This window comes from Coleofasciculus sp. FACHB-712, assembly GCF_014695635.1.
In the GTDB taxonomy this organism is placed as follows: Bacteria; Cyanobacteriota; Cyanobacteriia; order Cyanobacteriales; family FACHB-T130; genus FACHB-T130.
The window spans coordinates 1-12,312 of record NZ_JACJOQ010000463.1 but is presented as its reverse complement, the minus strand read 5'-3'; the positions used below and the strand labels follow the sequence as shown (position 1 = coordinate 12,312).

The window sequence follows — 12,312 nt, the reverse complement described above, 5'->3', positions numbered from 1 at the left end:
TCATTTGGTGTCGTTAAGTTCCTATTTGAATTAGTAACTCACCGTCAAACCTTTGACTTCCCAAAGCTTTTTTCCTATGGCAGTTTCTCACAACTCATTTAGGATTGCTATAGAAGTTTTCTACCTAAAGGAAGTACCGATTTTGAAGCGATCGCGCCAAGATAGAGGAAGCGGATTATAACCTCTTTTTTTTGCTGGAAAGCTTGTACAAGTAGTTTAATTAAAGCTTCATCTAAATCAACTACTACAAACCGAGGAAGAAAATGCCTAATAATAAAATCAAAGAACAAATTACAACCGATCTCCATCAAGCTAAAGAAACAGGACAGCTCAGAGCAGAGCGGATTCGGGAAATTGTTCAATCTGCTGTATCTCAGGTGGGTTCGGAGTTTAAGGAAGGTTCCACCGAACTTCGCTCAATTGTTAAAGATGCGGTTTCTGTGGTTCTGGAAAACTTGCAAGATAAAGGTGGCGAACTCAAAGAAGAAGTCACGGCTACGATTGAGGGAGCGGTTGAAGGCTTTAGCCATCTAAGACATCGAAATATTGCGAAAACGCAAGCAGAGGTTAAACAGCTACAAGCTCAACTGGACAACGAAGAAAATGAACTCCAGCAAGAGATTGATAAACTGCTAGTAGACATCGAAGAATCTGGTAAAGATACCTCGCCTTCTACCAAAACTGCTCTGGAGTCTGCGATTAATAATCTCAAAAACAGCGACGAGGTCGCATCGCTGAAAGAGCGTTATGCTCAACTGCAAGCTCAACTAGCGATTCTCCGAGCGAATTTAGCTGCACGTTACGGGGGACGCGCCGAGGACGTGAAAGGGTACCTGGACGAAGCGAAGCACTGGTACGACCGTTCTCGCCCTCAAGCTGAAATAATGGTTCAGCAGGTAGAACAAAAGCGATCGCAGGTTGAAGAAAAACTGGGTGATGCTGGGGTAGCGATCGCTAAGAAAGAACGTCAGGTACGTCAAATCTTGAGTGAGTTGTTACGAACAGCAGCAGATGCAATTCGCGAAAAGGAACATGTCAGTAAATCAGGGACTCCTAAAGATCCTCACCATTAATTCAAACAGAACCAGCTAAGACTTAGCTGGTTCTGTTTTTTAAACTCAATTTTTAAACTTGCAGTAGGGTTTTAACACGCAACCAGCACTCGAGAAAGACTTCTACTCCCACTACTAGCGCTACAAGGGATAGAAGCGTCTAACTAACCTTGGCTTAGTATACGTTTTCTCCTCCAGCCATTCTTTCTTCGTGCTTCACGATTACCCAAACTGCATGAATACTACCGGGAAGCCAACCCAGAACCGTAAGCAAAATGTTGATGAATAAAGTTGGGCCAACACCAACTGTCAGAAAAATGCCTAAAGGAGGCACGAGAAGACCAGCCAGAATCCGGAGTAATTTCATGAGACTACTTCAACTTTCTTATTTAAACTCTTATTAGTCTTATTCTCCTAAATCAAGTAATTGAAGACCTCCCCCTAACGAATTATCTTCGTTTTGATAGATGGTATACAAAACTGCATTCATCTTTCTAGCTTGCAAACTAAAAAAGGAGGAACAGCATCTAGCTTTCCTCCTTTTTTTAATCTCTATCAATTTTACTTCTCTGGATAGAGATTAACCTTGAGTTTTCAAGTCACTACTGCTGCCGGTTAGTACACCCGCGTTTCTCTCAGCAAAATATTTGCTGATGAAAGTATTCGCAAAAGATAGAACGACGGGTGCCAACAAAAAAGCTAAAATCCCATGCATACTAAATCCGGGAACCAAAATTGAAGCCACCCAGAAACATATCCCGTTAACGACAAGCGAAAATGTTCCTAAGCTGACGAAGTTAAGCGGCATAGATAGGAAAGATAGAGTTGGCTTAACTCCGGCATTGACTAAGCCAATCGCTACAGCAGCAATTAAAGCAGCAGGAAATGTAGCAATATTAACACCTGGAACAAGTAAATCAACAATTAGCAGGCTAAGAGCCGTAGCTACCCAGGTAAAAAGCGTTCCCATCATGGTTTTTTTCCTTAAATTGACACAATAGAAAATTTTAAAGTCCTGATACTATGCTCAGCGATCGCCTAGCCTTCAACCTCCCTACGAAGGTAGATTTTTCTAGAAGCGATCGCCTGTTGCCTTGGTGTTTTAGTGTCTTGGTCGTTGATTACACACAAGATGTAGATAAGGTAGTTCCTCTCGCCAGGAGAAGGCAGTAAATCTCAATACAATCAGGACAACTTAAGCTAAGTGAAATTAGTGATGTATACGATGGGTGAGCGATAGCGAAATCTATGCAGGGGTTGGGTTTCCCAAGTCAAACACCACTTGCGTGCGGGGGTTTCCCCCGCACGCAAGTGGCTCCCCAACCTACGAACATCTTCAATTTAATTGCATCCGCTTACTTATTGCTGAGGTGCAGTTATGCTGACGTTATTCGTTGAGCTATCCAATACTATCCAGCCAGATTTCCCGTCTAAATTCTCTGCACTATTTGCCACTTTAAAATAGAGCTTCTCGCCGCCACGAGTTTCAACAGCAAAATCGGCTTTTTCCGCATAAACCACTTTAAATCCTCTGTCTCTCAGACAATACATCGCCCAAGCTTTCAGCGTGTGCTTGTGTGGTTCATATTGAATCGGAGGCTTGTTTAACGCCTCTTCCATCACCTTAATTAGCTGCACTGGTTGCACGCTCCACTAGATACTTTCCCTTTTAGTTTCTGCTGGATCGCAGCGAATTTCAATCAGGAATCCATCCGGGTCGTAAAAGTAAATGCCTCGTCCGGTGGGACGGCTGACAGGGCCATGATCGATGGGCACTTGATTTTGTTTTAGCACCTCGACCGCCCGCTCGAACAACTGCGGGTCGATGTCAAAGGCGAGGTGATTGGCGCGGGTAAAAGCGCGATGCGGGTCATTGTCTGGGGGTGGCAAATCCGGCTCCCAAAACAAGTCGAGGACGGTACCATCGGGGGTGACGAAATTGGTAACTTTGCCTGATGCTACAAGCGATCGCAATGTGGTCGGCACTTCTTCACCCGTCAGTTCGTACAAACCCAGGATACCCCCGTAGAAGTGGCGGGAAGCTTGCAGATCGTGGACGTTTAAGGCAATGTGGTGGACTCGCCGCAGATCCCCTGCGGAAAGGGCAGTGTTGACGGATTGGGGGCTAGATAGCATGACAGAAAAGACTCCTTTCGTTACTTTCGATAGAAGCAAGACTTTTTTCTTTAAGTCTATTATTCAAAATAAAAATTATCATGCCCTTTGATTACACTTTAGATTTTAAGGCAATCGATTTTCGCTCTTCTCCCGAACTTTATCGAGTGGGTAAGGGCGAGCAGGGGGTGCTTTTGGTAGAACCCTACAAATCAGAAATTCTTCCCTACTGGCGCTTTAAAACTCCAGAGATTGCCAGAGAATCGAGCGAAAAAATTTACCAGATGTTTCTGGATTACTTAGAACAAGATGATTTTGTTGGGGCGGATATGGCACGGAAGTTTTTACAAATGGGTTATACGCGATCGCGCAGATATGCCAATCATAAAAGCGGCAGAAAATTTAAGTCAAATCCTCAAAAAGAAACCTCTAAAGAAGCCCTGCTTCAAGCAAGGAAAGATATTCTACCAAATGAAGTAGATCCGGTTAAAGCTGAATCAGCCGCAATCTTTAAAGAGAAATGGATGCAAGCAAAGATAAATGAGAAATATTTACAGCTTTTAGCAAACCATAAACAGATGTACGAGTAAGGATGAAAGAGAATAATCTTAGCAAATAGAATTCGCAGCTTCGCCAGCCTTCCTATGTCAGTTCAAATACTGACACATAATCAACCCAGAGTTTTCGGAAACGCTTTCTACATTGGTGTTGTATACAATTAGTTTACCGAGAAAAATCAAAATGAGTAATAGCCGGAAATCAATTTTATTTTTTAGCTTATTTCTCACCCTTTTGGGAACAATCACCTCTGGGAAACACGTCCTAGCGATCGCCCAATCTTCAGAATCAACCCAGCGACTAACTGTATCACAGACATCACCCTCCAAATTGGCACAGCTTTCTTCTACATGTACCTATGACGATAGAAAAACCGTAGAAACTGTGAAAGACAAAAAGGGTAAAGTGACACTGGTTGGTGAAACTTATGTCATCCTAACTGAAGGACAGGATGGTATAAGATATGCAACTTGTAATCTTCCTGATAGTTTCAAGGCAGAAGGAAAAGCAATTACATTCAGTGGTGAAGTAAAAGAAATCTATCCTAATGAACGTTGGGCAGCTACACCGTTAAAAATTACAGCGATCGCATCCAGCACTTCAACCCCAACTCCAACCCCAGTTCAGTCTATTCAAAGCCTATCGAATGGTAATTACACATTTTGTAGCAAACCTCCCTCAGGCACCGGGAACCAACAGGGTGTAGATTTAGGCCATTGTTATGTATTTGGTAAGAAAGGAAATCGCCTAGTCGGAGACCTTTACGATACCAAAACTTTGGGCGAAGTAACCGCTTGTGTTAGCGGTGTAGTTAATAAGAAAACTGTTAGCGGCGAAGCGATAGAAATTGTCGGAGATATTGGTCGGCAAAATATACCGCCAAACTCATCAGGCACCCGGTTAGTTAATTGGGACAATCAGGGTTACTTGAAAGTTGCGAGAGCTACTGTAATTGGCAGGCTGAATAGCCCTGGCAGGAACAATGTCAGAAAAGTTCGCTATCGTTCTGCTTTGCTTAACTTAAATGGTTTTTATCGCCACAATCAACTGAAACAAGCACCTACAAACTGTTTAAAACGCTAAGAAAGGCAACCGCTAAAAGTAAGCGATCGCATTCTCAATAACAGTAGGTTAAACCCAACAACAAAGAAACCCAACCAATGCTTAATCGAGTTGGGTTCTTTGCCGCATTCCAACTTAAATTTTGATTGATAGTAAAACTTTACTACCAATATTTGTATCAAAAATCCTCAAATTGATAAATTTATTAATTCAACTTGTCTCCAGTTGAATGAGTATACTTCTGATATCCATTGTTTGTTGGATAATTATTTGTTGGATACAAAGCATTGGATTTAAATAATTGTCCCGATTGGATAATCGCAATAGCGATGGGTTCTAAAGCTTTTGTCCAGCTGTCTCTGATGCGCTGCTGCTCTTCCGGGGTGGGGTTGGTGCTTAACCGTTGAATTTCAGCCAGGACAATTGCTGGTAGTTGCTCGTAGAAACTCATTGCTAGTTCACTACCTACCTGATTCAGCAACAGTTGCACTAAAGCAGAGCTGTTCATTACATCATTCGCAACACTACCCGTTGCACCAGTGGCAGTTGCACTAGCGGCAGTTGCACTAGCGGCAGAGGGCGGATCTAATTGGGGGATAGAATCAACGGGAGATACAAGGGTTTTAACAGGCTCAGCAGGACTTTGAAGTGTGTCCCTGGCATCTTCAATCGGAGGTTGAACAATCACAGCAGGACTTTGAAGTGTGTCCCTGGCATCTTCAATCGGAGGTTGAACAATCGCAGCAGGACTTTGAAGCGTGTCGCTGCCATATTCAATAGGAATAGTAGGTTGAACAGCCACAGGACCTTTATGCGTATCCCAAGGGTCTTCAATCGTAGGGTGGACACCCGTAGCAGCGCCTTTAAGGCTGTCGATTGCACCTTCAATCGTAGGGTGAACACCCGCAGCAGCACCTTTTATTACTAAATCCGCAGCACCTTCAACAATCGCTTTAATACCCTCACCTACACTTTTACCAGTAAACGCCGCAGCAGCTGCACTGACTACAGCACCAAAGGTTGCTCCAGCTAAAGCAGCATTCGCCACACGCCTGCGGGTGCCTGTTGGCTGAACACCGGACTCTTCAGTAGTTGTCTCAGTTTCTTCGTTGGCTGCATCTGACGCAGCATCACCGCCATCTCCGCTAGTGTCTGCTGGAGGAACGCTGGACTGTGCCGGAATCCGGTCAGTATTTTCGTCATGCCGATCAAAAGGCTGATTGCTCTGTGTCATAATGCCCCGTCTCCTGCCTACCAAAACGGCTTAACGATCTGAAGTCACTGCTACTGCTAATTTAGCGATCGCACGTATAGACTTACACCGACCTCAAGGGAGACATCCTTAAATACCCAGCAAGGTATAGCCATATACGATGATTGGGATTCCATATCTACAACTACAGATGCAATAGGTGTTGAGTCATGTCTGCCTTTAGCTCAGTTAAATCCTTCTTGAGGCTCGTTAGAGTTGCAATAGATAACGAGCTACAGCAAAACGATATTTAGATGCTTGGGGGCAAAAGAGACAATGATGACTAATAATACGCCAAATTTCGAGAGACGTGACGAAAATGCTGGCTCTAGCGAGACAGCTCAACCTTATATTCGTACAGAAAGCACAACTCAACCTAGTGGAATAGCAAGAGCAGAAAACAGCCCTACGATTACATCTCAATCTGTTGCTCGGCAACAATCCACTGACATCAATGCTCGGCAACAACCCACCGACATCAATGCTCGGCAACAACCCACCGACATCAATGCTCGGCAACAATCCGGCAGTATGAATGCTGGACAACAATCTAGCAGCATGAATCCAGCCTTATCTAGAGCGCTGATGGGAGGACTCATCGGTGCTACCTTAGGGACACTAGCCGGTCTGGTAGCTGGTAGGAGAACATCTGAGGGTGTGAAACACGCTGCCAAAGGTGTTGGCGATGCGACAAAGACTATTGCTGGCGGTGTTAACCAGACTGCAAAAGGTGTTGGCGAAGCAGCAAAGACTGTAGCTGGCGGTGTTGGTCAGACAGCCAAAGGTGTTGGCGAAGCGGTTAAGAGTGTAGCTGAAGGCGTTAACTACGCTGTAGTAGGCACATTACAAGATACCGCTGAAGGTGTTAGCCAGGCTGTAGTAGGTACATTGGACGCAGTAAAGGGTACAGCTTCAAATGCTAAGCAAGTTGTAGCAGGTGCCGCAGACCAGCTACAGGATAAAACTGAGGATGCCAAGCAATCTGCAATCAGTGGATTGGACGCAGTTCAGGATGCCGCTGAGGATATCAAGCCATCTTACGAGCAGAACGTCAAGGTAGCTAAAGAGCATCCGGTGATCAGTACGCCGCAGGTCACGACAACTGCGTACATCGGCATGGAAAGGGACATGGATATGCAGACAGCATATATTTCCGGCCCAGATGAGGAAGATGTGGTTAATCGAAATAGGTTTTCAGAGACTGAAACCTCACTAGATCCTAATGCAACCTATCTCCAAGAAGGGGAAGCTTCTGGTTTCCAACGTTATGAAGATACTGCTGACATTTAGAAGCAAGTCTTGATGACTGCGAATGATTGATAGAAGGGTTAGGAGTTAGGAGTTAAGAGTTGGAAATTGATAACTCATAATTCATGACTCCTAACCTTTATCAATTGTCACTGAAAAACAACCCTTGCAAATTAGAATAAAATTGTAATTAGTTGGGTTTGAACTAAGCGTTAGCAAAGGATATTTCCGCATTTGCTTAGGTTAAGAGAATATCGCTTTTTTCCCATTTAAGCAGGCGGCTATCATCAGTATCTATTTAAGTAGAAAGGAGACGATTTTTATGATTGATAATGACAAAGTTTTGGGTGAAGATGAAATATTTGTTGAGCAAATTCCACACGAATATGATACTCCTCCGGCAGACACAGGCATGAATAATGCCTTGACTAAAATAGCGATTGGAGCATTCATTGGTGCTACGGTGGGTGCGATAGCTGGCGCTATGGCGAATAAGGGTGCCGTTGATCGGGTAAACCAGACTGTAAGAAATGCAGGAAATGCAGTCAAAAATGCCGCTGACGGTGTTAACCAAACTGTAAGAAGCGTAGGTGATGGTGTAAAGAACGTAGCTGTCAGCGTTAACGACACAGTAATCGATGTAGGGGACAAAGTTAAGGGCGTCACCCAGGATGTTAATTACACCGTAAAAGATACCCTTAGCACAGTTAAGGGTACAGCAGAGAATGTTAACGAAACTGTGAAAGGTACAGTGGATGTACTCAAGGATGCAGCGGATAATGTTAACGAGAATGTCAGAGGTGCGGGAGAAGCATTGAAAGGTGCATCTGAGGATGCCACTCCATCTGAACCTCAGATTGTCAAGGGGCCTGATAAGCAGGTAAAGTACATTTTAGTGCCAGTAGAAACTGAAGGGAATGTTTGATAAACCAAACTTCGAGGAAGGGGAAGTTTAGGAACAAATACTTGAAGTGTTGCTTTTGCAACTGGACAAACTTTTGTCGTCAGAACAAATTTTAATTAGAAGCGATCGCTCTCTGAAAAAAAGAAGCGATCGCTTCTTTTTTTAATCAAAGGTAGATTGAGGCTTCACTTTTTATTTAATTGTAGAAATCTTAAGAGATTAGGAATTGATTAAGGGCGGTGCCGTTTCAATTTTTCTAAGTAGCTCCATTTTTTCTGTGTCATCACACCAAGAAGATTTGATGGCATTTTTAATCAAATTTACAATATCATCCAAAGAAAACCCTAATTTTTCAACCAACATTTTATATTCGTAAGCTAAACTCGAATTAAACATTTTTGGATCGTCAGTATTAACCGTTATCAGCAGTCCTTCCTCGTATAATTTTTTAATCGGGTGGAGTGAGATGTCAGCAACGACTCCTGTTCTCAGATTAGAGATAGGACACATCTCTATGGGGATTTGCTCTGACTTCAAAAAGGATACTAATTCTGGATCGTCTATCGCACGTACACCATGCCCAATACGATCCACTTTTAAGCTGCGAATGGCTCCCCAGATACTCTCAGAACCTGCTGCTTCACCCGCGTGGGCAGAAGTTTTAAATCCCAAGTTTCTCGCTTGCTCGTAAACCGCTTCGTAGGGTTCGGGAGGAAATGTTTGTTCCGAGCCACCGATGCCAATTCCCAAGACTCCAAGATTTTTTACCTCGTGAATCTGTTTTACCCAAGTCATTCCCTGTTCCGGTCCGAAATCTCGAATCAGGTCGGCTACTAAATTCACTGTAATTTTATCGGCATGAACATCCAAACCTTTGCGAATTGCTTCTGTGAGTTTCTGGGGTTCCAGTCCATGCCGAATAAAATCACCTGGAGAATAAAAAGCTTCCACATAAATAATATTTTGAGAAGCTAAATCCTCAGCAACTTTACTGGCAATCAATGTAAAATCTTCGTATTCTCGTAAAAAGTTGTTCTTCCAAACCCAGGTGTCAATAAAATGTTGAAAATCTTTGTATTGAAATTTTTGCTCCATCTGGGAGAATGAACCAACGGAAGAAACGGCATTATACTTTTCTATAAGTTGCCAAAGGGCTGTGAGGGGAATTGCTCCCTCCAGATGAAGATGAAGTTCAACTTTGGGTAATTGGTGCAGAGTATCATTTAGCAACATATTCTTAAAATGAAAAGTAATTTTTATCAGCGTCAGATGACGCAATTTTATCGCTCAAAAATCGCCAACTCTATTTATTAGAGTTACTTTGCCTAAAGGTTATTATCTTCCTCCAAGTGGTTCACCCGATTGGGTGACAGTATGGACAGATAGCTCCCAGGTGAGAATATAGCGGGCAAGCTAGTTGAGTCCAATACAAACCTAACCCCCAGCCCTTCCCTAGTGGGAAAGGGGAGTAAGACTTAAATCAAAGCCTCTCTCCTGCTAGGACAGAGGTTTGGAGAGAGGTCAAAAATGTACTGCATCCAACGGAGAACGGCTATATCTCATTGATATTCCTTGGCAGTAAGGGTGCCTTTACACACAATTAGTTTTCTGTCAATGTGGAAGCGATAAAAATAATTCGTGGATGGGTGTTTTAGGATGATCATCACAGAAGTGTCTGATTCGTAACTGCTGAACACATCCGATGCTGAACATTCCTCAACTACTAGCACAAGAGCTTTCCCTCAAACCTTCTCAGGTGCAAAGTGCGCTGGAACTTTTCGCCGAGGGGTCAACGATTCCCTTTATTGCTCGTTATCGGAAAGAGCGTACTGGCACAATGGACGAAATCCAGCTTCGCAACCTGTCGGAGCGATTTACCTACCTGACGGAGCTAGAAGAGCGCAAGGCGGCGATTCTGGAAGCGATCGTATCCCAAGGTAAACTGACCGATGAGCTGAAAGCTAAAATCGAATCCTCTGTGCAAAAAACCGAACTAGAGGATCTTTACCTACCCTACAAAACGAAGCGACGGACACGCGCCACCATCGCTAGGGAAAAAGGACTGGAACCCCTGGCAGAGTTCATCAAGTCGCTGAACAATCGCACTGCTCAGCCTGCATCCTTGGAGGCTGAGGCAACAAAGTATATTTCTGAAGAAAAGGGAGTGAAGACGGTGGAGGAAGCGCTTAAAGGTGCTTCTGACATTCTGGCGGAGGCGGTGTCTGAAAAAGCTGAGGTGCGATCGCATCTACGCGACTATTTGATGAACGAAGGGGTATTCGTCTCGCGCATCAAAAACGATCATCCCGAAGGTTCCACCAAATTTGAGATGTACCGAAATTTCCAGGCTTCGGTAAAAAATATTGCGCCGCACAACTTGCTGGCACTGCTGCGAGGCGAGACGGAGGAAGTATTGAACTTAGAACTTTCCTTCGATGAAGAAGTTGTCCTGTCGTATTTGGAGTCGCAGGAAATCCAAACGAAAGTCCCTGCGGTGAGAGACTTTTATCGGGGAATGCTCAAAGATGCCTTCAACCGTTTGATGAAAGCTTCCCTGATTAGCGAAGTGCGTGCTGATAGAAAAGCTTATGCAGATGTCGAGTCGATTAAGACATTTGAAAGTAATTTGCGGGAGTTGCTGCTGTCGAGTCCCGCGGGATTGAAGCCGACGCTGGCAATCGATCCGGGATTTCGGACTGGCTGCAAAGTTGCCGTTCTTGATGAGACGGGGCAATTTTTAGAATACCAGGCTGTCTTTCCCCATCAAGCAGCCGAGCAGCGATTGAAGGCTGCCAGCACTCTCAAGAAATTGATTGAAAAGTACAATATTCAACTGATAGCCATCGGTAATGGCACTGCCGGACGAGAGACGGATGAGTTCGTTGCAGAAATTCTCAAGACGATGGATCGCAAACCGATTAAAGTCATGGTGAATGAGTCGGGAGCATCGATTTATTCTGCGAGTGATGTCGCGATCGCAGAATTTCCCGATCTTGATATTACGGTTCGCGGTGCTATCAGCATCGGTCGTCGCTTGCAAGATCCCTTAGCCGAACTCGTCAAGATTGATCCCAAATCGATTGGCGTCGGACAGTACCAACACGATGTCGATCAAAAATTACTGAAAACGAAGCTAGATGATACGGTAGAAAGTTGCGTGAACTATGTCGGTGTGGATTTGAACACTGCCTCAAAAGAACTTTTGACCTTTGTTTCCGGGATGACACCAACGGTTGCCAAAAATATCATCACCTATCGCAACAAGCAGGGTGCATTCAAAAACCGCCGGGAATTGATGAAAGTGCCAAAATTAGGGCCAAAAGCCTTTGAACAGGCGGCTGGTTTCTTGCGGATTCGCGCTGGCGAAAATCCTTTGGATAATACAGCCGTGCATCCTGAGAGTTATGGGGTTGTACAAGCGATCGCTAAAGATTTAAATGTGCCGTTGGAGCAAATTACGCAGGTTGCAGAAAAACTTAAGTCAACCAACTTGAAGAAATACGTCACCGATACCGTCGGCGAACCAACGCTGCGCGATATTATCAGCGAATTGGAAAAACCGGGAAGAGATCCCCGCGCCGAGTTTAAGTATGCCACTTTTAAGGAAGGAGTCAAAGAAATAAGGGATCTCCAAATTGGCATGGAACTGGAAGGGATTGTGACGAATGTTGCAAACTTTGGCGCGTTTGTCGATATCGGCGTTCACCAAGATGGTTTGGTGCATATTTCGCAACTTTCTGACCGATTTGTAGACGATCCAAAGCAAATTGTCAAAGTAGGACAAGTCGTGAAAGTGCGAGTTCTAGAAGTCAACGAGCAGTTGAAACGCATTAGTTTGTCCATGAAATCAGCAGGCGAGGTAAGCGGCGGAAGTAGTGTGAAAAAAACAAGCGATCGCATGCAACAAAAATCACCAACACTAAACGACTTAAAAACGAAGTTTGGTAGAAAATCGTAAGCTTGCAACTTCCTAGCTCGATCCCCCCAACCCCCCTTTTTAAGGGGGGTTAAAATTCTTAAGACTTTGGCAATATTGGGTAAGCTCTAAATAAAAAAATACTTTTTTATTTACAGATTCTGATTTTTATCAAGTTTTTTTAGTTTAGAAATGAAAAATATTG

13 protein-coding genes are annotated in these 12,312 nt (G+C 44.0%); 7 read left to right on the top strand and 6 right to left on the bottom strand.

Annotated features, from left to right (window positions below; translation table 11 throughout):
• Positions 1–263: 263 nt before the first annotated feature.
• Positions 264–1,073, top strand: coding sequence for a histidine kinase (locus H6F50_RS14755; RefSeq protein WP_190429280.1), 810 nt, complete (start codon positions 264–266; stop codon positions 1,071–1,073).
• A 154-nt stretch (positions 1,074–1,227) separates the two neighbouring features.
• Here H6F50_RS14755 and H6F50_RS14750 read toward each other — a convergent pair whose 3' ends face one another.
• Both H6F50_RS14750 and H6F50_RS14745 read right to left on the bottom strand, forming a co-directional pair.
• Positions 1,228–1,419 carry a YqaE/Pmp3 family membrane protein gene (locus H6F50_RS14750; protein WP_190410085.1) on the bottom strand — a complete coding sequence of 64 codons (192 nt, stop codon included), beginning with the start codon at positions 1,417–1,419 and terminating at the stop codon, positions 1,228–1,230.
• A 213-nt stretch (positions 1,420–1,632) separates the two neighbouring features.
• A complete protein-coding gene (locus tag H6F50_RS14745; protein WP_190429279.1) occupies positions 1,633–2,025 on the bottom strand; it encodes a phage holin family protein in 393 nt (130 codons plus the stop codon).
• A gap of 50 nt (positions 2,026–2,075) precedes the next feature.
• On the opposite strand from H6F50_RS14745, the gene H6F50_RS14740 reads away from it, so the two are divergent.
• Positions 2,076–2,225, top strand: coding sequence for a hypothetical protein (locus tag H6F50_RS14740; protein ID WP_190429278.1), 150 nt, complete (start codon positions 2,076–2,078; stop codon positions 2,223–2,225).
• Positions 2,226–2,411: 186 nt separating this feature from the next.
• On the opposite strand, the gene H6F50_RS14735 is transcribed toward H6F50_RS14740, so the two are convergent.
• Complete coding sequence (locus tag H6F50_RS14735) at positions 2,412–2,690, bottom strand: hypothetical protein (RefSeq protein WP_190429277.1); 279 nt, start codon at positions 2,688–2,690, stop codon at positions 2,412–2,414.
• Between the two features lie 15 nt (positions 2,691–2,705).
• A complete protein-coding gene (locus tag H6F50_RS14730) occupies positions 2,706–3,188 on the bottom strand; it encodes a VOC family protein (RefSeq protein WP_190429276.1) in 483 nt (160 codons plus the stop codon).
• Between the two features lie 80 nt (positions 3,189–3,268).
• Here H6F50_RS14730 and H6F50_RS14725 point away from each other — a divergent pair, with 80 nt between their 5' ends.
• Entirely contained in the window at positions 3,269–3,757 is a 489-nt protein-coding gene (locus tag H6F50_RS14725) for a DUF4385 domain-containing protein (RefSeq protein WP_190429275.1), read from the top strand.
• A 151-nt stretch (positions 3,758–3,908) separates the two neighbouring features.
• Positions 3,909–4,808, top strand: coding sequence for a hypothetical protein (locus H6F50_RS14720; RefSeq protein WP_190429274.1), 900 nt, complete (start codon positions 3,909–3,911; stop codon positions 4,806–4,808).
• Positions 4,809–4,992: 184 nt separating this feature from the next.
• On the opposite strand, the gene H6F50_RS14715 is transcribed toward H6F50_RS14720, so the two are convergent.
• Positions 4,993–6,021: a hypothetical protein gene (locus H6F50_RS14715; RefSeq protein WP_190429273.1), complete on the bottom strand. Its 1,029-nt coding sequence runs from the start codon at positions 6,019–6,021 to the stop codon at positions 4,993–4,995.
• 294 nt (positions 6,022–6,315) lie between these two features.
• Here H6F50_RS14715 and H6F50_RS14710 point away from each other — a divergent pair, with 294 nt between their 5' ends.
• Positions 6,316–7,329 (top strand): hypothetical protein, encoded by a 1,014-nt coding sequence (locus tag H6F50_RS14710; protein ID WP_190429272.1) that lies wholly within the window; start codon positions 6,316–6,318, stop codon positions 7,327–7,329.
• A 280-nt stretch (positions 7,330–7,609) separates the two neighbouring features.
• A complete protein-coding gene (locus tag H6F50_RS14705) occupies positions 7,610–8,212 on the top strand; it encodes a hypothetical protein (RefSeq protein WP_190429271.1) in 603 nt (200 codons plus the stop codon).
• A 198-nt stretch (positions 8,213–8,410) separates the two neighbouring features.
• On the opposite strand, the gene add is transcribed toward H6F50_RS14705, so the two are convergent.
• Positions 8,411–9,424, bottom strand: a complete 1,014-nt coding sequence (gene add, locus H6F50_RS14700; RefSeq protein ID WP_190429270.1) for an adenosine deaminase — start codon at positions 9,422–9,424, stop codon at positions 8,411–8,413.
• A 469-nt stretch (positions 9,425–9,893) separates the two neighbouring features.
• Between add and H6F50_RS14695 the strand changes: the two genes are divergently transcribed.
• Positions 9,894–12,149, top strand: coding sequence for a Tex family protein (locus tag H6F50_RS14695; RefSeq protein ID WP_190429269.1), 2,256 nt, complete (start codon positions 9,894–9,896; stop codon positions 12,147–12,149).
• Positions 12,150–12,312 lie beyond the last annotated feature (163 nt).

Coding starts and splice junctions, on each gene's coding strand:
- H6F50_RS14725 (WP_190429275.1), top strand. CDS start 3,269: ATGCCCTTTGATTACACTTTAGATTTTAAGGCAATCGATTTTCGCTCT.
- H6F50_RS14695 (WP_190429269.1), top strand. CDS start 9,894: ATGCTGAACATTCCTCAACTACTAGCACAAGAGCTTTCCCTCAAACCT.
- H6F50_RS14720 (WP_190429274.1), top strand. CDS start 3,909: ATGAGTAATAGCCGGAAATCAATTTTATTTTTTAGCTTATTTCTCACC.
- H6F50_RS14730 (WP_190429276.1), bottom strand. CDS start 3,188: ATGCTATCTAGCCCCCAATCCGTCAACACTGCCCTTTCCGCAGGGGAT.
- H6F50_RS14710 (WP_190429272.1), top strand. CDS start 6,316: ATGATGACTAATAATACGCCAAATTTCGAGAGACGTGACGAAAATGCT.
- H6F50_RS14755 (WP_190429280.1), top strand. CDS start 264: ATGCCTAATAATAAAATCAAAGAACAAATTACAACCGATCTCCATCAA.
- H6F50_RS14715 (WP_190429273.1), bottom strand. CDS start 6,021: ATGACACAGAGCAATCAGCCTTTTGATCGGCATGACGAAAATACTGAC.
- H6F50_RS14750 (WP_190410085.1), bottom strand. CDS start 1,419: ATGAAATTACTCCGGATTCTGGCTGGTCTTCTCGTGCCTCCTTTAGGC.
- H6F50_RS14745 (WP_190429279.1), bottom strand. CDS start 2,025: ATGATGGGAACGCTTTTTACCTGGGTAGCTACGGCTCTTAGCCTGCTA.
- add (WP_190429270.1), bottom strand. CDS start 9,424: ATGTTGCTAAATGATACTCTGCACCAATTACCCAAAGTTGAACTTCAT.
- H6F50_RS14705 (WP_190429271.1), top strand. CDS start 7,610: ATGATTGATAATGACAAAGTTTTGGGTGAAGATGAAATATTTGTTGAG.
- H6F50_RS14740 (WP_190429278.1), top strand. CDS start 2,076: ATGCTCAGCGATCGCCTAGCCTTCAACCTCCCTACGAAGGTAGATTTT.